The 20,323-nt window shown below is 42.5% G+C and carries 18 protein-coding genes; 9 read left to right on the forward strand and 9 right to left on the reverse strand.

What is annotated here, in order from left to right; translation table 11 throughout:
* Positions 1–29 precede the first annotated feature (29 nt).
* The 3 genes from JZ787_RS13550 to JZ787_RS13560 all read left to right on the forward strand — a co-directional run bounded on the left by JZ787_RS13550 (position 30) and on the right by JZ787_RS13560 (position 1,529).
* Positions 30–245 (forward strand): hypothetical protein, encoded by a 216-nt coding sequence (locus JZ787_RS13550; protein WP_004696769.1) that lies wholly within the window; start codon positions 30–32, stop codon positions 243–245.
* A 114-nt stretch (positions 246–359) separates the two neighbouring features.
* A complete protein-coding gene (locus tag JZ787_RS13555) occupies positions 360–809 on the forward strand; it encodes a GNAT family N-acetyltransferase (RefSeq protein WP_234950285.1) in 450 nt (149 codons plus the stop codon).
* A 123-nt stretch (positions 810–932) separates the two neighbouring features.
* Positions 933–1,529 (forward strand): YceI family protein, encoded by a 597-nt coding sequence (locus JZ787_RS13560; RefSeq protein ID WP_125274213.1) that lies wholly within the window; start codon positions 933–935, stop codon positions 1,527–1,529.
* A 103-nt stretch (positions 1,530–1,632) separates the two neighbouring features.
* Here JZ787_RS13560 and JZ787_RS13565 read toward each other — a convergent pair whose 3' ends face one another.
* The gene (locus tag JZ787_RS13565) at positions 1,633–2,334 is read right to left on the reverse strand and encodes a glutamine amidotransferase (RefSeq protein WP_346312592.1); all 702 of its coding nucleotides are present in this window, start codon (positions 2,332–2,334) and stop codon (positions 1,633–1,635) included.
* Between the two features lie 116 nt (positions 2,335–2,450).
* Positions 2,451–3,014, reverse strand: coding sequence for a TetR/AcrR family transcriptional regulator (locus JZ787_RS13570; RefSeq protein ID WP_346312593.1), 564 nt, complete (start codon positions 3,012–3,014; stop codon positions 2,451–2,453).
* Positions 3,015–3,108: 94 nt separating this feature from the next.
* Here JZ787_RS13570 and JZ787_RS13575 point away from each other — a divergent pair, with 94 nt between their 5' ends.
* Positions 3,109–3,876: an SDR family oxidoreductase gene (locus JZ787_RS13575; RefSeq protein ID WP_346312594.1), complete on the forward strand. Its 768-nt coding sequence runs from the start codon at positions 3,109–3,111 to the stop codon at positions 3,874–3,876.
* Between the two features lie 11 nt (positions 3,877–3,887).
* Positions 3,888–4,484, forward strand: a complete 597-nt coding sequence (locus tag JZ787_RS13580; RefSeq protein WP_346312595.1) for a 2-hydroxychromene-2-carboxylate isomerase — start codon at positions 3,888–3,890, stop codon at positions 4,482–4,484.
* 66 nt (positions 4,485–4,550) lie between these two features.
* Here JZ787_RS13580 and eutC read toward each other — a convergent pair whose 3' ends face one another.
* The 4 genes from eutC to JZ787_RS13600 all read right to left on the reverse strand — a co-directional run bounded on the left by eutC (position 4,551) and on the right by JZ787_RS13600 (position 9,956).
* Positions 4,551–5,366 (reverse strand): ethanolamine ammonia-lyase subunit EutC, encoded by an 816-nt coding sequence (gene eutC, locus JZ787_RS13585; RefSeq protein WP_346312596.1) that lies wholly within the window; start codon positions 5,364–5,366, stop codon positions 4,551–4,553.
* A 10-nt stretch (positions 5,367–5,376) separates the two neighbouring features.
* Positions 5,377–6,762: an ethanolamine ammonia-lyase subunit EutB gene (locus tag JZ787_RS13590; protein WP_346312597.1), complete on the reverse strand. Its 1,386-nt coding sequence runs from the start codon at positions 6,760–6,762 to the stop codon at positions 5,377–5,379.
* Between the two features lie 13 nt (positions 6,763–6,775).
* Positions 6,776–8,221 carry an ethanolamine permease gene (gene eat / locus JZ787_RS13595; RefSeq protein WP_346312598.1) on the reverse strand — a complete coding sequence of 482 codons (1,446 nt, stop codon included), beginning with the start codon at positions 8,219–8,221 and terminating at the stop codon, positions 6,776–6,778.
* 223 nt (positions 8,222–8,444) lie between these two features.
* Positions 8,445–9,956: an aldehyde dehydrogenase family protein gene (locus tag JZ787_RS13600; protein ID WP_346312599.1), complete on the reverse strand. Its 1,512-nt coding sequence runs from the start codon at positions 9,954–9,956 to the stop codon at positions 8,445–8,447.
* A gap of 199 nt (positions 9,957–10,155) precedes the next feature.
* Here JZ787_RS13600 and JZ787_RS13605 point away from each other — a divergent pair, with 199 nt between their 5' ends.
* Positions 10,156–11,331 (forward strand): transcriptional regulator, encoded by a 1,176-nt coding sequence (locus JZ787_RS13605; RefSeq protein WP_010326873.1) that lies wholly within the window; start codon positions 10,156–10,158, stop codon positions 11,329–11,331.
* Positions 11,332–11,360: 29 nt separating this feature from the next.
* On the opposite strand, the gene JZ787_RS13610 is transcribed toward JZ787_RS13605, so the two are convergent.
* A complete protein-coding gene (locus tag JZ787_RS13610; RefSeq protein WP_346312600.1) occupies positions 11,361–12,332 on the reverse strand; it encodes an alpha/beta hydrolase in 972 nt (323 codons plus the stop codon).
* A gap of 193 nt (positions 12,333–12,525) precedes the next feature.
* On the reverse strand, positions 12,526–13,737 hold the full coding sequence (locus JZ787_RS13615; RefSeq protein ID WP_346312601.1) for an iron-containing alcohol dehydrogenase: 1,212 nt from the start codon (positions 13,735–13,737) through the stop codon (positions 12,526–12,528).
* A 238-nt stretch (positions 13,738–13,975) separates the two neighbouring features.
* Between JZ787_RS13615 and JZ787_RS13620 the strand changes: the two genes are divergently transcribed.
* The 3 genes from JZ787_RS13620 to JZ787_RS13630 all read left to right on the forward strand — a co-directional run bounded on the left by JZ787_RS13620 (position 13,976) and on the right by JZ787_RS13630 (position 18,869).
* Complete coding sequence (locus JZ787_RS13620) at positions 13,976–15,940, forward strand: hypothetical protein (protein ID WP_346312602.1); 1,965 nt, start codon at positions 13,976–13,978, stop codon at positions 15,938–15,940.
* Positions 15,941–16,068: 128 nt separating this feature from the next.
* Positions 16,069–17,784: an AAA family ATPase gene (locus JZ787_RS13625; RefSeq protein ID WP_346312603.1), complete on the forward strand. Its 1,716-nt coding sequence runs from the start codon at positions 16,069–16,071 to the stop codon at positions 17,782–17,784.
* Between the two features lie 101 nt (positions 17,785–17,885).
* A complete protein-coding gene (locus tag JZ787_RS13630) occupies positions 17,886–18,869 on the forward strand; it encodes an ion transporter (RefSeq protein WP_346312604.1) in 984 nt (327 codons plus the stop codon).
* A gap of 212 nt (positions 18,870–19,081) precedes the next feature.
* Here the strand turns inward: JZ787_RS13630 and JZ787_RS13635 are convergent, their stop codons facing one another.
* Positions 19,082–20,302 carry an MFS transporter gene (locus JZ787_RS13635; protein WP_346312605.1) on the reverse strand — a complete coding sequence of 407 codons (1,221 nt, stop codon included), beginning with the start codon at positions 20,300–20,302 and terminating at the stop codon, positions 19,082–19,084.
* Between the last annotated feature and the right edge of the window lie 21 nt (positions 20,303–20,323).

Consider the following 20,323-nt stretch of genomic DNA (forward strand, 5'->3'; position numbering starts at 1 on the left):
AAGTAGCTGCATAAATTTTAGGTGATGATATGAGCTTGTACGATCAAATTCATGATGAAGTTGTATTGATGGATGCGGGCGAACAGAAGTGGATTGGACCAGATCTACCTTTGGAGGCGATGGTTGCTGTTGAACTGTTATTGCAAGATTTAGCAGAAGATAAGCAAATTAAGATCCGTCGTAAAAACCATGAAAAACAAACAGGTATGAAGTTAATTGATCGGATTCTGATTGAAAAACTATGATGGTTGTCACGTCTAAAAGAAGCCTTATTGAAGCGATTCAATAAGGCTTTTTCTTTGTAGTGATTTCAATTTAAATATAAGCCGTACAAAAATAAATAGTACTTTGAGAGCAAAATGGAAGTACAAAATATTCATGTTGTGCCACTGACAGAAATTGATCAGTCGATCTGGGCTGTATTATGGCAAGCTTATCAGGCATTTTATCAGGTTGATTTATTGGAGCAGATATCTGAAAACACATGGCATAAACTAACTGATTCTAAGCGTGAGCATATGTATGGTTTTGCTGCACTTATAGCAGGTCGGGTTGTAGGCATTGTGCACGTGATAGAGCATGATAGCTGTTGGACGTTAAAGCCTTATGCATCTTTACAAGATTTGTTTACGCATGAGGACTATCGTGGGCTAGGGGTTGCAAGAGCTTTAATCGAACACGTTAAGATGTATACCGAAAAGCGAGCATGTGATCGGGTTTATTGGCTCACCCATCAGGACAATTTAATTGCACAACAACTTTATAATAAAGTCGCGAAGCAGACAGGTTTTATTCAATATAGGGTGTAGGTAAGTTGCTACATTTAAAAACAATTATATCGTTCTAAAGTTGCAACATATCGTTTTATCTTTATAGGTGTATTCGTTGTAGAACTCTATAGACTAAGCAGTATTCCAATGTGAGATAAAAACATGAACTTCAAAGCTTTAACAATCGGTTTGGCTGTTGCAACTGCGACTACATTTGCTATGGCGAAACCTGTGGCATATCAAATTGACCCTACACATACAGCAACAGTTTTCACATGGAGCCACTTTGGTTTTTCAACGCCATCTGCAAACTTCAGCGACATTCAGGGTGTGATTAATGTTGATAATGCAAAACCTGCAAACTCGTCGGTGAATGTAACGATTCCTTTATCTAGCTTAAACACCAACGTAAAAGCTTTAGATGAACACTTACAAGCGGCTGATTTCTTTGATGCAGCAAAATACCCAACCATCACATTTAAAAGTACAAAAGTACAAGCTGTAGGCGCGAATAAGTACAAAATCACAGGTGATTTAACCATTAAAAATGTGACAAAGCCTGTCGTTTTAGATGCGGTGTTAAATAAACAAGGTGAGCACCCAATGACCAAGGCACAGTCAATTGGTTTCAACGCAACCACTTCATTTGACCGTTCTGCTTTTGGTGTAGGTGCATATGTGCCTAACGTGGGTGATAAAATTACTGTGAATATCACCACTGAAGCATCAGTTCCACAGCCTAAAGCTGTTGCAAAATAAGCCATATCTACCAAAAAAGCACCTCATAGAGGTGCTTTTTTATGTCTGCTGTAAACTTAAAAGTTAGAGCAATAGATACATTGAGCGGATTATGGCTGAATTATTAAACCAAGGTTTTTAAATATGCTGCCAAAACTTGTCCAGAAACATTTTCTAGTTGAGCTGCACAGCGTTGGTTGTCTGCACGCAATGCTGGAATGTTGATATTCGCTTGACGAAGTTCAGCAGTATGCCCGATTAGCCATTTTTCTAAACCGTCTGCTGCGACTTCAGGATGGAACTGTAAGCCTAGAATAGTTTTGCCTACACGAAAAGCTTGGTTGGGATAAACTTCTGAGCTGGCCAACAGTTCAGCTTGAGCAGGGAGTTCAAAGGTGTCTCCATGCCAATGTAGTACTTCAGTTCCTACCAGTGCTTGTAATGGGTTATGTTCAACGAAATTGAGCTGTAACTGACTCCAGCCAATTTCTTTGCTATGACCTGCATATACTTTTGCACCGAGTGCATGTGCAATCAACTGTGCACCTAAGCAAATGCCTAAAGTGGGTAAATTCTTTTCTAAACGAACTTTTAGTAAGTCTATTTCTTTTTGTAAGAAAGGGTAGTCTTCAGTTTCATATACCCCAATTGGCCCACCTAAGATCACAGTTAGACCTGTGTAGTTCAACGCTTTAGCTAAGTCATCTTTGCCTGCTTCGAAATATCGTACCCGATAACCCAATTGATATAACACATCTTCCCATGCGCCCAAATCTTCAAAAGCAAGATGCTGAATCGCGTATATGGTATCGGGTAGTGTCGTCATAGCTGGCTCGTTCACAGGGGTTAAAGGAGTGTAAAAATGTACAGGGAAATGCGTAGAAGTTGAAGGCAATAAATCAGAAAAGATGCAGAAAAAAACTATAAATTCAATCCAAGATTTTACTTGAGCTGTAGCATGTTCTTAATCATCCATTTGCTTGAGCTTAAAATTTCTCTTTGTAGATGTTCATCCGCCATGCTGCGCGCCATGACGATTGCACCGACCAGTTGACATAGTACCGCCCAAGCTTGTGTTTCATTGCCTAGATGTTGTGTAAATAGTGCGTGACCACGAAGCATTTCCTGTTGAAAACACAGTTTTGTTGTTTCACTACTACGTGCTACTTCGGCTGCAAGAGAGGGAATAACACAGCCTTGATCTGGACGTTGCACATGAGACAGCGCTAAATAACGTTCAAGTTCGAAGTCAATCCACTCTTCGAGGTTGTCATGCGGATTGGCTTGCCATGCTTGAAAGCTGTGTTGTAACTCGGACTCGATCAGTGCTTCAAACAATTCATGTTTCGATGAAAAATGCGAATAAAAAGCACCGCTGGTCATTTGAGCCGCTTTCATAAAACCGTCGACGCCAGTATTGGAAAAGCCTTGCTTCTTGGCCAGTTGAGCACTGATTTTAAGCAGCTCTTGACGTTTTTCTTCTTTATAGCCTGTTTTATAGCGCATAGGAGTTTCATCAAAATAAAATTGACTGATGCTGAAAACTATAACATAGTGATCGTTATGATAACGATCGTTATTTTATAAAGGGAGTGTATTTATGGATGGATTACAGCCAGAACAGCAGTTGCAAAAGACTGATGCTAAAAAGAAAGTCGCGTTAGTGATTGGCGCAGGAGATGCTACAGGGGGCGAAATCGCGAAACGTTTTGCACGCGGTGGATACATCGCCTGCATGACGCGAAGAAATGCCGACAAGCTCCAGCCCCTAATTGCAGAAATAGAAGCCGAAGGTGGCCTTGCATATGGTTTTGCGTCTGATGCACGTAAAGAAGAGCAAGTCATCGCTTTGGTGGAAGAAATTGAAGCCAATATTGGTGAAATCGATGTTTTAGTGTTTAACATTGGGGCGAATGTGCCATGTAGTATTTTAGAAGAAACTGCACGTAAGTATTTTAAAATTTGGGAAATGGCTTGCTTTGGTGCGTTCTTGACAGGGCGTGAAGTGGCAAAGCGTATGGTCGTGCGTGAACACGGCAGCATTATTTTCACGGGTGCAACCGCAGGCATAAGAGGTGCTGCAAACTTTGCCGCTTTTGCAGGGGCAAAACATGCACTGCGTGCCTTAGCGCAAAGTATGGCACGTGAGCTTGGCCCGAAAAATATTCATGTGGCGCACGTGGTGGTGGATGGGGCAATTGATACCGATTTTATTAAAGACACTTTTCCTGAAATGTACGCGCGCAAAGAACAGGATGGCATATTAAATCCCGTGCATATTGCAGAAAATTATTGGCATTTGTCGCAGCAACCGCGCGATGCATGGACGCATGAGTTAGATTTAAGACCTTGGATGGAAACGTGGTAAAAGGACAAAGCATGAAAAGCGTAGAATTTTATTTTGATTTGGGCAGCCCATATAGCTATTTGGCCTACTATCGTTTACTGCAAATGGCAGAGCGGCAAGAGATTCAGATTGTGTATAAGCCTATTTTATTGGGCGGGGTGTTTAAAGCAACAGGCAATCGTAGTCCGATTGAGATTCCTGTCAAAGGGGTTTATTCAATCTTAGATATGCAGCGCTGGGCGGAGTATTACCATATTCCAATGCAAATGAATCCGCATTTTCCAATGAATACTTTAACCCTAATGAGGATTTTGACAGGCGTTCAATTGTTGCATCTAGAAAAGTTTGAGCAAGTTTTGAAACTGTTATTCGATGCGATGTTTGGTACACCACAAAATCTGAATGAACCTACTGTCTTGGCAGAAGTGCTAAAACCAAGTGGTTTTTCTGTAGAAGATATTATGAGTATGGTTCAGGCGGATGTTGTGAAACAAAAACTGATCACTGAAACAGAACAGGCCATTCAACGTGGCATTTTTGGCGCACCGACATTCTTTGTGGGTGATGAAATGTATTGGGGCCAAGATCGCCTACATTTTGTAGAACAAGCGCTGAATAAAGCGAGCTAAAAAACCTCAGTTAACAGAACGCGCTATTTAGGATCAGCCGTAAAATTACGGCTGATCTGCTTCAATTTAAAATAAACGCTTAGGCGTATGTTCCGTGTCTAGGCTGACCATTTCATGTTCATCTTTTAAGTCTACACCTGAGTAGCCGAGTTTTTTAGAGCCACGCATGAGAGACATTAGCCGTTGTGCTGCAACAGGAATGCTTAAGCCCGCCGATCGAACATTTGAAATACAGTTTCGTTTAGCATCCAAAGTATCTGAGGCTGCTTTCCATGTATAGTAAATGCCCATACTATCAGGTGAGCTTAGACCGGGTCTTTCGCCAATCAGCATCACGAGCATAGTCGCGTGTAGGCACTCTGCAACTGGATCACCCAAAGCGACTCGGCTTCCAGTAGCAATTACCATCGGTGCAATGCTCCAGTGCTCCGCTTGCAGATGTGAGATCAAATGCTGAATAAAAGGCACTGCATTTTCTTCAATCGCCCGTGCTGATAGTCCATCACCAATCACAATACAGACATCATAGTTTTGCGGGTTACTGGATTTAAAAACCTCTAAGCCATGTTTTGAAGCTGGACTTAACAGGCGACCTAAGTCAGGACGTTTTAAGTATTCTTGTTTGTTTTCAGCTTGACTGTGTACCGTTAGACTATCTAAACCTAGTGTATTAAAACTCGCAACTAAGTGTTCGACATCTAAAGCTTGATGTACCGCATCTTGCGCTTCCGCATGCGCCAGTTGAAATTTCAGCAGTTCATGGGTCGGAATACTACAGCCAGCGCGACCAATGGCGATACGAGCATCGGTGAATTGCTTTAAGTTTTCCCAAACATCCTGATGCTGTTCAGATTGATAGTTTTCTAGAGGAACAAGTGACATAAGTTGCTCCTTATATATGCAAAAGTTTTTCAAATTGCGGCGGGATATGTTCTGGCCAGATAATGTGCTGCTGCTGTTGTTTAAAGATGCCTTGTTCAGCCAACCACAGATCAAACTCAGGTGCAGCTTTTAAGCCCAGAAGTTGCCTTAAATACAGCGCATCATGAAACGACGTGGTTTGATAGTTCAGCATGACGTCATCCGAACCCGGAATGCCCATAATAAAGTTCAAACCTGCTGCACCGAATAGGGTGAGTAGTACATCCATGTCGTTTTGGTCGGCATCAGCATGGTTGGTATAGCAAATGTCGCAGCCCATAGGTAAGCCTAGGAGCTTGCCACAAAAATGGTCTTCCAAGCCTGCACGGATAATTTGTTTGCCATTGTATAAATACTCTGGTCCAATAAAGCCAACCACAGTATTTACCAGTAGTGGGTTAAATTTACGAGCTACTGCATAGGCACGGACTTCTAAGGTTTGCTGATCTACGCCGTGATGCGCATTACTAGATAAAGCACTGCCTTGACCTGTTTCAAAATACATCACATTTTGTCCCACAGTCCCACGCTTGAGTGCAAGTGTCGCTTCATAGCCTTCACGCAGTAATCCGAGATTAATACCGAAGCCTTCGTTGGCGCGCTGTGTACCTGCAATCGATTGAAACATTAAATCAATCGGCACGTTTTTCTCAGCCAGTTGAATCCCCGAACTGATATGCGTCAGTACACAAGACTGGGTCGGAATGTGATGCTCTTGGATCACATGATCGAGTAGTTTGAGCAGCTCCGATAAATTTTGTAGGTTATCGGTTGCAGGATTAATCCCAATGACGGCATCACCATTGCCATACATCAAGCCATCCAAAATACTGGCCGATATTCCCAAGAGATCATCAGTCGGATGATTGGGTTGTAAACGGGTCGAGAGATGACCTTTCAATCCGATGGTGTTGCGAAATTGGGTGATGACTTCACATTTACTTGCAACCAAGATGAGGTCTTGGTTGCGCATAATCTTACTCACCGCAGCCACCATTTCAGGGGTTAAACCGAGCGCAAGTTGTTGTAATTTCTGCGTAGTCGCATCTTCACTGAGTAGCCAGTTACGAAAGTCTCCTACGGTAAAATGTGAAATTGGTGCAAATAAATCACTACGGTGCTCATCGATAATCAGGCGGGTTATTTCATCCTGTTCATAGCTGATCAGCGCTTCAGTTAAAAACTGCTTCAATGGAACATCGGCCAATGCCATTTGTGCGGCAACACGTTCAGTGGCATTTTCCGCCGCAACACCTGCAAGTTGATCACCTGAGCGCAGCGGGGTTGCTTTTGCCATTAAAGTTTTTAAATCATTAAACACATAGTGCTGATGTCCAATCAACGTTTTATAAGCCATGTCATAGGTCCTTCTATAAGTCTTGTTCGGCCTTACGAATACTTTCAAACTCTTCTTCAGGTGTACCTTGAACGAGTCGATGGCGACTATGGAAAATAAAGTAGGCAATAAAGACCGCATAAATAGCGGCAGCCATAAACCAAACTTTAGGATCCACCACAAAACCAGCTATCACCGCAATACTGGCTAAAATCAAAGCAATTGATGAGGTGACAATCCCACCTGGGGTTTTATAGGGACGATGCAACTCTGGACGGCTGATGCGCAGTTTAATGTGAGAAAGCATCATCAAGACATAAGAAATAGTCGCACCAAATACCGCCATCAGGATGAGCAGATCACCTTCACCTGTTAGGGACAATAAAAAACCAATGATGCCGGGAATAATAATCGCTAAATAGGGCGCTTTGTTTTTATTGGTCAGGGATAACGAGGTTGGTAAATAACCCGCACGGGATAAGGCGAAAATTTGACGTGAATAGGCATAGATGATGGAGAAGAAACTCGCAATTAAACCTGCCAGACCGACAAAATTGACAAAGCTGCCTAACCAGCTGTTTTGACCATAGACGGCTACTAGTGCATCAACTAAGGGTGCGCCTGATTCTTTAAGTTGTTCTGCACCAGCAGCACCAGCACCTAAGAACAGAATAAGTAGGGCAAAAGCGGCCAAAATCAGCATCGAACCGATCAAACCACGCGGTAATGATTTAGATGGATCTTTAGCTTCTTCTGCTGCCAGTGGAACACCTTCTACCGCTAAAAAGAACCAAATGGCATAGGGCACCGCCGCCCAAATGCCGATATAACCCATCGGGAGGAAGCTACTTGCACCGATATTTTCAGTCGGTGCAATGTTAAATAAGTTGGCGCTGTTAAAATGTGGTGCCATTGCGATGATAAAGACAAAAAGAGCTACGGCTGCAATGGCGGTAATGACAAACATAATCTTGAGGGCTTCACCTGCACCTTTAAGATGAATGCCCATAAAAACCAGATAGCAGATGAGATAAATGATCCATCCACCGATACCAAATAAGGACTCGCAGTAGGCACCAATAAAGCATGCGATAGCCGCAGGGGCGATGGCATATTCAATTAGAATCGCCGTGCCAGTGAGATAGCCGCCAAATGGGCCAAATGCGGTACGCGCAAAGCTATAGCCACCTCCCGCAGTGGGCAGCATGGTGGCCATTTCAGACATAGACAGGCACATGCATAAGTACATGATGGCTACGACAACCGTTGCGATAAACATACCGCCCCAGCCACCTTGAGCAAGACCGAAGTTCCAGCCAGCAAAGTCGCCTGAAATGACATAAGCCACGCCTAAACCGACTAATAATAGCCAGCCTACAGCACCTTGTTTCAGTTGCCTTTTTTCAAAATAGTCGTCAGATGTGCTTACCGTTGAAGTAGAAAGCGGAGTCGTTGAGCTGTTAATGGGAGAATCAGTCATGTGAAGCTCCATATCTTGAGTTTTTATAGATGGCTTGATGGATGCAATATTTATGCAATTTCAGTACCAAGCGATTAGACGTCCTGTCTAATGTTTATATGACACAGCTTTGAATTATTGTTTTGATGGTTGATGGTTGATGGTTGATGGTTGATGGTGAGAGTGTTTAGGGTGACGAATCGCCCTAAACACATAGAGAACAGAATACAAATAAGCTAAGTGCTTAGAAGAAGCCCATAGGCTTAGTTGCATAGCTCACAAGTAAGTTTTTAGTTTGTTGGTAATGATCAAGCATCATTTTGTGGTTTTCACGACCAATCCCTGACTTTTTATAACCACCGAAAGCGGCATGCGCAGGGTAGATATGGTAACAGTTGGTCCAAACTCGACCCGCTTGAATTGCACGACCTGCACGGTAAGACGTATGTGCTGAACGTGACCATACACCAGCGCCTAAACCATAAATAGTGTCGTTGGCAATTTTAATGGCATTGTCAAAGTCTTTGAATGTTGCCACTGAAAGTACAGGCCCAAAAATTTCTTCTTGGAAAATTTTCATGTCATTGGTGCCTTTGAAGATGGTTGGTTCAATATAGAAACCAGAACCTACTTCATTACGCTCACTACCGCCTGTCAGTACTTGTGCACCTTCACCGCGACCTGTTGCGATACAGCCCAAGATTTTCTCTTGTTGTTCCAGTGAAGCTTGCGCACCAATCATCGTTTCTGTATCGAGCGGGTGACCCGTTTTAATGCGTTTCACACGTTCAACTGCCATTTCAAGGAATTTATCCGCAATACTTTCTTGAACTAAAGCGCGTGATGGACAGGTACAGATTTCACCTTGGTTAAGTGCGAACATGGCAAAACCTTCAAGGGCTTTGTCTAAGAACTCATCGTCCTGATCCATAATGTCTTCAAAGAAGATGTTTGGAGATTTGCCACCTAATTCCAAAGTCACAGGAATTACGTTTTCAGTGGCGTATTGCATGATCATTTGACCGACAGCTGTTGAGCCAGTGAATGCAATTTTAGCAATACGTGGATTGGTTGCCAGAGGACGACCCACTTCAACACCATAACCGTTGACGATGTTTAAAATACCGGGTGGTAGTAAGTCTTGAATGAGTTCAATTAAAACCAAAATACTCGCAGGCGTCTGTTCAGCAGGTTTTAAAACAATACAGTTACCCGCAGCAAGTGCTGGAGCAATTTTCCATGTCGCCATCAAAATTGGGAAGTTCCATGGAATGATTTGTCCTACCACGCCCAATGGTTCGTGGAAGTGATAGGCAACGGTATCTTCATCAATTTCAGAAATGCCGCCTTCTTGCGCACGGATACAACCTGCGAAATAGCGGAAATGGTCAATGGCTAAAGGAATATCCGCTGCAAGTGTTTCACGAATCGGTTTACCGTTGTCCCATGTTTCAGCCACAGCCAATTTTTCTAGATTTTGTTCTAGACGATCTGCAATTTTAAGGAGTAAATTTGAACGTGTAGTTGGAGAAGATTTGTTCCATTGTTCTTTGGCTTTGTGCGCAGCATCCAGTGCAAGCTCGATGTCTTCTACAGATGAGCGAGGGACTTTTGTAAAAACTTTACCGTCGACAGGGGAGATATTTTCAAAGTATTCACCTTTTACTGGAGCAACCCACTCGCCACCAATAAAGTTGTCATACTGTGTTTTAAATTCTACTTTAGAACCAGATTGGTTAGGGTCTACATAGCGCATATTGAAGTTCCTTTGCTTATTGATTTTTTTAAAAGCATCTACAGCTTTGGTATAAGGTACATCTGTACAATATTTAAGTAGCATAACTAATATAAGGTTGGAAAAAGGTTGGAAGGAAGGAGGTTTACAAGCCTTTGACAAATGTTTACAACCAAGTAATACAGTGGACGTATATCAGGAATTGTTTTGAGAATAAGGAATGATGGCAATGCAACATTTAATACAGAAAAGACAAGAAATAGAAAAGCTTAGAACCAGTAGCAGTATTTCGACGGTACAAGCTGAACAACTGGGAAAAAGTATTGCAAGTTCATGGCAGCGCTCTAACTCCGCAGAAATTCCAAAAGATCGCTTTGCTGCGCCCATTTCTGAAGGTTCTATGTCACAAGGTTCAGCGCTACAACATGCTTTGAGTTACTGCGCAGATGAACTGAGACACATTGCACAGCAGTCTTCGATGGTGGTCGCTGTAGGCGATATTGGTAGTACGATTATTTGGAGTGCGTCCAGCAGACAAATGCGTAATGCGGCAGAAAGTGTACATTTTGTTGAAGGTGGGCAGTGGCGAGAGGAATTGGTGGGGACCAATGCGTTGGCCTTGTCCTTAAAAACGCAACAGTCCAGTTGTGTCTTTTCAAATGAACATTACATGAGTTCCATCCATGATTGGGTCTGTTATGCTGCGCCGATCATCGACCCTTACTCAAAACACGTCCTTGGGGTGATTGATTTATCCACCACATGGAAAAACCACAATAGCCTTGGTCTACTCGCAGCAGAGCGCTGTGCATCTATCATTCAAACGGCACTGTTAGAATACCAGCGTCAACAATTATATATCCGTGCTTTTGGTGTGCCACAAGTACATTTCAATGGCAAAGTGATGGTCCTCACACCGCGACAAATTGAAATTTTGACCATCTTGGCGTTGTGCCCACAGGGTATGACTTTAGATACTTTGCATCAGGCCTTATATGGTGAGCGCAAGGTGAGTGTGGGAACACTTAAGGCCGAAATGTCACAATTGCGTGACTTGCTCGGTGGAATGTTGGGATCTCGTCCCTATCGGATTTTGGCGCATATCGAGGCCGATTTTTTACAAGCCGAGCAGGCCTTAGATGCTGCCTATATCGAGACTGCATTAAAACTTTGTTCAGGGGTTTTACTGCCTAAAACGGAAAGTCCATTTCTATGCGCATGGCGCGACTGTTTGGAGTCACGTTTAAGCAGTGCGATTTTTAAAGCCAATGAAACCGATATGTTGTTTAAACATGTCGCACGTTACCCAGAAGCGATTGATGCCGTTGAGCGACTCATTGAGCTGACTCCGGATGGACATCCTGCGCATCAGCTACTTGAGAAATATAAAATTTAAAGATTATGAATTGTGTTAGAAAGGTGTAGTTACACTATTTTTTGCTCGAGCCACTGGAACAGCTCAGCATAGACTTCGGCACGAACTTCAGGTGCGGAGAGGACTAAGTCGTGTAAACCATTTTGAATGGTCACGACACTGACGTCACCTTGTAAATTTTTGGCCTGCTTTTCAATGTCTTTAACATCTAAAATCACATCACTGGTTTGCGCGGCTGCGCCCCATTTCTTTGGGTTGAGCGTTTGATGTGAATGCATAATGAGTGCAGGAACAGAGAGCTTTAAACCACCGCGATGAATTTCTTTCTGTGCTTCATGGATTGCACGTACAAAGCTGATCCGAACCATAGAATAGCTTGGTTGTTTCCACTCCAAATCAAAGTTCCATTCACCATGCTCGTTTTGATGTAGGCTCGGTACATACCATTTATTCAGTTCACTTGGAAACTTGAGGTCAGGAAAATGCTTTGCGAGTCGACTGAGCTGCGGCACTCCAAGTTTGCGCTTAATGGGATGCATATTAAAATCATAAAAAGGGCTATTGGCCCAAAGTGCTTTGATCAGTGGATGCTTAGGATTGTGTGCAGCGTATAAAGTCGTGATTAAGCCACCCGTAGAGTGTCCTGCAAGTAGCACCGCAGTATGGCCTTCATTGCCAATGATCTCTAAGGCTTGGGTAATTTCAGCATCGTATTCGCTGAGATCACGGACGTTATAATATTTTTGATGGCTCAGGTGAGAACGACCATATTTTCTTAAATCGAGCGCATAAAAATCATAACCATGCTGATTAAATTGTTCAGCCATTTCGGTTTGGAAAAAGTAGTCAATAAAGCCGTGGATATACAACACAGCTTTTTGAGTATTTTGCGGGGCTTTTTTGCGCACAAGGGTTGCGCAGACTGCCCCTTCATAATCGTCTGGAAAACTGAGTTTTAATTGTTCATAGCCTTCGCCGAGGACATCAGGTTGATAAGCAGGATGAGTTTGATTTGCTGACATAATTTGCTCTGGTTGTTATTGTCATGAGTTTTTCTTATCCTTGATGAAGTGCAAAACTTTGTCAACCACAAATAAAAAAAGACAATTTAAGTGCACAGGTAAGCAAGGATTAGGCTTACCTGAATGAAACAGTATGGACGTCTGTTTCATTCCACTTAAATTGTCAAAGCAAACTAAAAGTTAAGGAGAGAACTTAGACCGCTGCTTTAAAATCGACCACTGAAGCACCAGATTTGAGTGCAGCTTTGAAGATGTCGACCACTTGAGCATGGTTTGCTTTACGTGGATTCGTCAGCATGCAGGCATCTTTTTGCGCATTTTCAGACATAACACCCAAATCTTGCTCTTTCACACCCAGTTCAGACAAGCTCGATGGAATACCAATCGATGCAGATAGTTCACGAATTGCGTCAATTGCAGCATATCCAGCTTCTGTCACAGTTAAACCTGTGATGTTAACTCCCATCAGTTCAGCAATACGTGCATAACGGTCAGGGCAGGCAATTAAGTTGAACTCACAGACGTGTGGAAGTAGGACTGCATTACATACGCCGTGAGGTAGGTTATAGAAGCCACCAAGTTGGTGAGCCATCGCATGGACATAACCTAGAGATGCATTGTTAAATGCCATACCTGCTAAATATTGTGCATAACTCATTGCATCACGTGCTTCTAAGTTTTCACCGTTCGCAACTGCTGGACTTAACCATTGGCTAATCATCGAAATGGCTTTTTCAGCACAGGCATCCGTGATTGGGTTTGCGGCTGTTGAAACATAGGCTTCTACCGCATGGGTTAATGCATCCATACCTGTTGCTGCCGTTAAACTTGCAGGTTTTGCAATCATCAGTTTAGGGTCATCAATTGCAATTAGTGGAGTGCAGCGCCAGTCTACAATTGCCATTTTTACATGGGTATCTGTATTGGTAATAATACAGAAGCGTGTCATTTCTGATGCTGTACCTGCCGTGGTGTTGATGGCAATAAGAGGAGTCATTGGAACCGTACTTTTATCGATCCCTTCGTAGTCACGAATATGACCACCACCCGCAGTCACGAGTCCAATACCTTTAGCGCAGTCATGCGAAGAACCACCACCTAAGGAAACAATAAAGTCACAACCTTGTTCGTTATAGGCAGTCACGCCGTTGTGGACATTGATGTCAGTTGGGTTCGGTTCTGCACCTGGGAAGATGTGGCTATCAACACCTGCATCTTTGAGATATCCTGCAATGGTGTCGGCTACGCCAAATTTAAATAAACCTGCGTCGGTCACAATCAGTGCTTTCTTTGCACCGAGGTTTTGTGCTTTGCCACCAATTTCTTTGGCACAGCCTGGACCAAAAAGTGAAACACAAGGGATATAAAAACCGTTCGTTTGATCTGCAATATTTTTAAAAGCCATGGTGCGATTCCTTCTACCATTATTTATGTTGTTATCGGTGCTCATTACCGTTTTTAGAGTATCGAATGATTCAAAAAACTTGTGTACCTACCAAATACCTACCATATGTAAGGGAATGAGGAGAAATGGCTTCAACGAACAAAATGGCTATCGATAAAAGGCATAGCCTGTGGTTCAGGATTTGTTTATATTGGTTTTGAAGTTGTGGTGAAATAGCCAAATTCAAAGAGGAAAAGCCGTGGAGCAAAACGATAAGCTTAAGCAATATCAAAGTCTTGCTATACAGTTAAGACAAGTTGTTCCGAGTATTCAGCAGCTTTATCACGAGCAATTCGCTTTTCTTTCCACACTCAATGTGCAAAACGTTTTAAGTGTCGACGTAAAACAACAACGGATTCAAATTTTAAATCATTGTTTTCATATTCAGTTTTATGCGCCAGCTGAACAGATGGAGCTGTGTGTTCCACAGTTTATCTATCAAGGGCACTATGCAGAAGCACTCGAAGAGTTTTGTTTACACGACATTGTATTTTTAGTGGGTGATCAATCCCCACAACATTCTTTGTATTTGCGCAATAAAGTTAAACAGTTGCGTCAGCTGATTCTTCAACAGGTGTTTGTTTTGTTCGATGGGCCGAGTCGCGTGCAAACGATTTTGACTGAAATACGGGAAACGCAATCAGAACTCTTTCAACAGTTATGCCAGCGAGTTGAATTCAATACAGCTGATCTAGCTTCTGAGCGAAGTTTGCTGGCCGAGTTGCAGCGCTTATGCAACTTAGATGTAGATCAGGCGGAAGATATTTTACCCTTACAGTCTTTGATGAATAGTTATGATGAGCTGTGTTGCAGTGCCAATCAATTATTAGATCCGTATGTTTATCGCATTGTACAAACGGCATTTCCTGAAAGGTTTTCTTTACAAGAGTTGATGGATCATACGCACGACATTCACTTGTTATATCCGCATGCTAAAGAGCAGTCCCATATGCTCGGCTTTGTGCGGCTTATGCATCGGGATCTTTGGACATCGCGTGATTTGTTGGCAAAGCGCCATTTTTTAAAAGCTGAAACTAAGACATGGCAAAAAAAGGTCGCCAAACTCCCGATTTTTGATGAAAGCCGTACCATAAATTGGTTATTCAAGCAAAAAGCGGTGGTGACAGACTGGGTTAGTCAAAATATTCAGCACAGTAGTATCCGTGTTGCCGTAACGGCTTTAAGTTATCTCGATACGCAGTCTTATCATCCTGAGATTATTGTCACGACTTTAAAGTACTTCCAACATGTTGCGGCTCGCTTATTTATACAAAGTTGCTATGAGTATGCCTTACAACAGCATTGGTTTGAGCTGGAGGCCAACCAGCATGTGGTCTTAAAAAATAGACGCCAAGATATGGATGATCAGCGGATAGCGATCAGCCCGTCTATTTTGTATTTAGATGAATGGCTCGAACTGCTGCGCCGTGTGGTCGAACAACAGCCCGAATGGGGGAAACGGGTCTACACAAAATTAAGTCGTGTAATGCAGGCCTATATTCAGCATCTAGATAAAATTGCGCAGAAACTCCCTAAAGACTTAGTGATTTATTTTAGCGAAGATAAGCAACAACACCGTGATTTTTATCTTCAATTAAAGCAACATAAACTGCATATTGAAAGCTTTAGACAGTTGTTTTATTTAAATCGTCTCCCTTTACGAATTTCGGTGTTTGATGCTTATGTGCGCGATTATTTGCCTGAACATTTTGAGACGCAAAAAGAGGTTTTAAAAAATGTCACATGGAAGAGCCTATTTCATCAGGCTGTGCAGTGGCATGATCAGTTGCATAGCCAAGAGCTACTTGCGGAACTGAAACGAAAGCTTGGTTATGTCTCATGGCAACCAATTAGTCATGAAGCTTATTATTTTATTGAGAGTTGGGTGCTTGAGGAGCTCAAAGATATTGATCGCATCATTGCTGAGTCACGTCGCTTTCAACATTGCTTAGCAGCCAGTTTTGCCGAGCGAATTATTGTGCGCGAATATGCTGCATTTCATATGAGTCATACCGACGCACAGCGGCACTTGACGCTCGGTTGTCATTATATTGCAGGGCAACTGTTATTTGATCAGCTTGAATATCCAAATAACCAAAAAGCGCTACCTGATGATGTTGTCGTCGCTGAACAATTCATTGCCATGCTGAATCAAACCCAATAACCAAGCTCTTAAAAATTAAACAACAATGGACCTAATTTGTCGCACATCATTTACTGTGTGACGAGATCTGCTTAACTTTTTTGCAAAAACTCGGTAGGCTATAGCCGTTCATCAATGGTATAGGTCTTATGAAGCAAGAAACTGCACTCAAACTCTTAAAAGCGGGCGAAAATGTCTTTTTAACCGGTTCCGCTGGTGCAGGAAAAACCTATACGCTGAACCAATACATTAACTATTTAAAAGCCCGCAAAGTGCCTGTGGCGATTACTGCTTCTACAGGTATTGCCGCGACACATATGAATGGCATGACCATTCATACTTGGGCTGGCATTGGTATTAAAGATGCGTTGGGGGAAGATGAACTCAAACGCATGAAAGAACGTAAATACTTAAAAGAGCATTTAGAAAATGCCCAAGTCTTAATCATCGATGAAATTTCGATGTTACATGCTAAGCAACTCAATTTGGTCAATAAAGTCCTTAAGTTCTTTAAAGAAAGTGAAGAGCCGTTTGGCGGGATTCAAGTGATTGTTGCAGGTGATTTCTTCCAGTTACCGCCAGTTGGTAAAAATGAAGAACGCAATCGCGATAAATTCTGTTTTATGTCTGATGCTTGGGTCGAAGCCAAGTTTCGTGTGTGTTATTTGACTGAGCAGCACCGTCAGGGCAATGATTATCTCAATGATATTTTAAATGCCATCCGCAGTCAGAGTATTAACTCTCAGCACTTGCAGGCTTTACAAGCTACACGTCAGCAAGATATTGGAGAAATCTTTACACGTTTATATACGCATAATATGGACGTGGACACCATCAACTTCAAACATTTGAATGAAATTGAAAATGAAGGTCGACAGTTTGAGGCGGTGTGTGATGGCAATGACAAGCTTATTGAAACGTTAAAGTCTTCTGTGCGAGCACCTGAAAACCTAACCCTCAAGAAAAATGCCAAAGTGATGTTTGTAAAGAACAACTTTGATGTGGGGTATATCAACGGTAGCTTAGGCGAAGTGGTGGGCTTTGAAGAAGATGATGACTTTGGGATCTTGCCGAAGGTCAAACTGACTGATGGTACGGTGCTAGTGGTTGAGCCTGAAACATGGTCAGTGGACAATGATGCGGGAAAAACGATTGCCAGTTTTCAGCAAATTCCATTGCGCTTGGCATGGGCCATTACCATCCATAAGTCACAAGGGATGACTTTGGCGGCAGCGGAAATTAATCTTAGTCATACTTTTGAAAAAGGACAGGGCTATGTGGCTTTGTCGCGCTTAAAGACTTTGGATGGTTTAAGGTTACTGGGATTTAATGAACAAGCTTTGGAGTTAGATAGTCTTGCCATTAAAGCAGACCGTCGCTTCCAAGAACTGTCCGATGAAGCCGAGACACATTTCGAGGCCATTGATCTTGACCCGCAGCACAAGGCATTTATCCGTCACTGTGGCGGAACGCTCAATGAAATTGAGATTGAGCGTAATGAAAAGAAAATTGCCCGTAATGCAGGTAAAGCCAACTATGCTTCTGCAACACTCGATGAAACACGTGAGTTGTTTGAAGGTGGTTATGAAATTGCAGATATCGCACAAGAGCGCGGTTTGACGGCTGCAACTATTATCAACCATTTGGCAAAGTTGCATAAAGAGCAAGGCTTGGATATTTCCGTGGCACATCCTGGAGAAGAAGTAGTTGAGCAAGTGCGGAAAATTTATAAACGCTTAATGAAGCGTCAGCAAACAGAACACTTTAGCGAAGATGGTGCGATTAAGCTTCGTCCTATTGTGGAACTGACAAATCCACGTATGGGCTATGACCAAGTTCGTTTAGCGCTGTTATATATTGAATAACATCTTAAAACTAGGACATTTCGTGCAGAAATTTCTTACTTACTTTGCCCAGAACTTCAGTTAAACTGAATTTTAAGGGATAAGAATAACTTAGAATCGTAATGAAATTGACAGCTTGGTACACGCTTCGCAAATTTGTTTATAACAATTTGCATAATGAGGATTATGAGACGCCCTTAAGTCGAGGGTTAAACTATTTTCTCATTGCACTGATTATGAGTAATGCTGCTGCGGTCTTGCTGGAGTCGGTACAAAAGTACTATGTGTTGTATCAAGACTTTTTCTATTATTTTGAAATCTTTTCTATTATCATTTTTAGCGTCGAATATCTCTTACGTTTTTGGTCAATTGCTGAATCTAATAGTTTTGAGTCGGATTGGAAAAACCGTCTAAATTGGGTCAAAAGTGGTGGGGCGATTATCGACCTTTTGGCTATTCTACCTGCGTATTTAAACTTCTTTGTTCAGTTCGACTTACGATTCTTAAGAATTGTTCGTTTGCTTCGACTTCTCAAGCTCACCCGCTACTTTGTCTCTCTACAAATTTTATTACGTGTCATTGAGCGCGAAAAAGGCTCATTTCAAGCGGTTATTTTCATCTTAATGATTATGATCATTATGGCGGCTGCAGGGGTGTATTTGATTGAAAGTCAGGCACAACCTGAAGTTTTCAGCTCCATTCCAGCTTCAATGTGGTGGGCCGTGGTTACACTGACCACCGTCGGTTATGGTGATGTGACACCTATTACGCCGTTAGGACGCTTTCTTGGAGCGATTATTACCATCTTAGGGGTAGGTTTGGCTGCATTGCCTGCGGGTATTTTAGCCAATGGTTTAGCCAATGAACTTGAGCAGCGTAAAGAAAAACTTGAGCTTAGATTTCGAGAATTAATCCAAAATAGTGATATTGATTTTGTCTTAGAAACAGAAAAAATTGAAGAAGTTCGTAAAGAAGTTGGGCTGACCAAAGAGCAAACACAGGATATTATTTTACAGCTCATTCGTGAACAAAAAGAAGAATCTTTAAGGCAAGAGCGTGAGCAATATGCCTATTGTCCACACTGCGGGAAGAAACTACCTGAATGATTATGCCAGTCAATTAAGGAGTTTCGTATTGAACTTCTTAATGCGGATGACGTTATCGCATATCGAATAAAACCTAGAGTTAAAAAAAATACCAGTAAGATTCTTAACGGCCTGATATTAATCTGAATGATGGATTGTAAAAGTGTGCATAACAATACGATTGAATTTTTATGCACGCTTATTGTTTTTAGATAAAAGTCATTTATACGGGGTTAACAAGTCTGATTTGCATCGCTTTTACATGCGGATATCGACTTTTTCTCATGCTGAAAAGCCGTCAGCAAAATAATTAGTCCACCTAAACTTAGTAGAACCCCGACCCAGATTGGAGCTAACCAACCTAAACCTTGGCTAATTAACCAGCCGCCCAGGAAAGCACCAAAAGCATTGGCAATATTAAATGCAGAGTGATTGAGTGAAGCTGCTAAGCCTTGTGCATTGCCAGCGACATCCATCAAGCGGGTTTGTAGTAAAGGCCCCAAACCTGCAATACTGAAGCTGACCAAGAAGAGTGCAATAAAAGCAGTGGCAAGGTGATCCATAGACAGGGCACAAAGCACATAAGAGCAGGCATTGGAAACTAAGACCCAAATAATCGCCTTGTTTAAGTTTTTATCGGCAAAGTGTCCTGCGACCACACCGCCGACGACCAACCCGAGCCCAATACATGCCAGTGCAAACGGAATGACTTGAATGCTGGCATGGGTATACTCAGTCAAAATAGGCGATACATAACTATAAACAGAAAAGAGCCCACCAAATCCAATTGCACCGACAGCAAGCGTGAGCCACATTTGTGTATTTTTAAGTCCACGCAGTTCATTTTGAATGCTGGCTGTGTGATCCAGCTGCATTTTGGGTAGGCCAAAACAAATTGCGACCACAGTCAAAAATGCGATAGATGCAGAAAACTCAAAACCTGCACGCCAACCATACAGCTGACCAAGCCATGTCGCAAAAGGTACACCAATCACGGTCGCGACATTCAGCCCCATCATGAGCATGGCGACTGCCGAAGCACGCTTTTGTTTTCCAGCAAACTCTGCAACCACCAAAGCGGCAATACCAAAGTAAGCGCCGTGAGGGAAACCTGCAATAAAACGTGAGACCAACATAGACTCATAGCTGTTTGCGAGTGCTGTACTGGCATTGGCTATACCATAAAACAGCATGAGGCCAATTAAGAGCGTTTTACGCGGAACTTTGGCGGCCAAAATGGCAATCACAGGTGCGCCAATAGTCACACCTAAAGCATAGGCACTAATAAAATGCCCTGTGACAGGAATGCTGAGATTGAAACTTTGTGAGATCTCTTGGATGAGTCCCATCGCAACGAATTCAGTCGTACCAATACAAAAACCACCGAGTGCTAATGCCAAAATAATGACAGATAAGAGGCTTGTGGGAGAGATGCTATTTTCTTGAGAGGACATAAATAGAGGAGAAAATGAAAA

Source organism: Acinetobacter sp. BWR-L5, from assembly GCF_039655985.1.
GTDB lineage: Bacteria > Pseudomonadota > Gammaproteobacteria > Pseudomonadales > Moraxellaceae > Acinetobacter > Acinetobacter johnsonii.

Coding starts and splice junctions, on each gene's coding strand:
- JZ787_RS13550 (WP_004696769.1), top strand. CDS start 30: ATGAGCTTGTACGATCAAATTCATGATGAAGTTGTATTGATGGATGCG.
- JZ787_RS13555 (WP_234950285.1), top strand. CDS start 360: ATGGAAGTACAAAATATTCATGTTGTGCCACTGACAGAAATTGATCAG.
- JZ787_RS13560 (WP_125274213.1), top strand. CDS start 933: ATGAACTTCAAAGCTTTAACAATCGGTTTGGCTGTTGCAACTGCGACT.
- JZ787_RS13565 (WP_346312592.1), bottom strand. CDS start 2,334: ATGACGACACTACCCGATACCATATACGCGATTCAGCATCTTGCTTTT.
- JZ787_RS13570 (WP_346312593.1), bottom strand. CDS start 3,014: ATGCGCTATAAAACAGGCTATAAAGAAGAAAAACGTCAAGAGCTGCTT.
- JZ787_RS13575 (WP_346312594.1), top strand. CDS start 3,109: ATGGATGGATTACAGCCAGAACAGCAGTTGCAAAAGACTGATGCTAAA.
- JZ787_RS13580 (WP_346312595.1), top strand. CDS start 3,888: ATGAAAAGCGTAGAATTTTATTTTGATTTGGGCAGCCCATATAGCTAT.
- eutC (WP_346312596.1), bottom strand. CDS start 5,366: ATGTCACTTGTTCCTCTAGAAAACTATCAATCTGAACAGCATCAGGAT.
- JZ787_RS13590 (WP_346312597.1), bottom strand. CDS start 6,762: ATGGCTTATAAAACGTTGATTGGACATCAGCACTATGTGTTTAATGAT.
- eat (WP_346312598.1), bottom strand. CDS start 8,221: ATGACTGATTCTCCCATTAACAGCTCAACGACTCCGCTTTCTACTTCA.
- JZ787_RS13600 (WP_346312599.1), bottom strand. CDS start 9,956: ATGCGCTATGTAGACCCTAACCAATCTGGTTCTAAAGTAGAATTTAAA.
- JZ787_RS13605 (WP_010326873.1), top strand. CDS start 10,156: ATGATGGCAATGCAACATTTAATACAGAAAAGACAAGAAATAGAAAAG.
- JZ787_RS13610 (WP_346312600.1), bottom strand. CDS start 12,332: ATGTCAGCAAATCAAACTCATCCTGCTTATCAACCTGATGTCCTCGGC.
- JZ787_RS13615 (WP_346312601.1), bottom strand. CDS start 13,737: ATGGCTTTTAAAAATATTGCAGATCAAACGAACGGTTTTTATATCCCT.
- JZ787_RS13625 (WP_346312603.1), top strand. CDS start 16,069: ATGAAGCAAGAAACTGCACTCAAACTCTTAAAAGCGGGCGAAAATGTC.
- JZ787_RS13630 (WP_346312604.1), top strand. CDS start 17,886: ATGAAATTGACAGCTTGGTACACGCTTCGCAAATTTGTTTATAACAAT.
- JZ787_RS13635 (WP_346312605.1), bottom strand. CDS start 20,302: ATGTCCTCTCAAGAAAATAGCATCTCTCCCACAAGCCTCTTATCTGTC.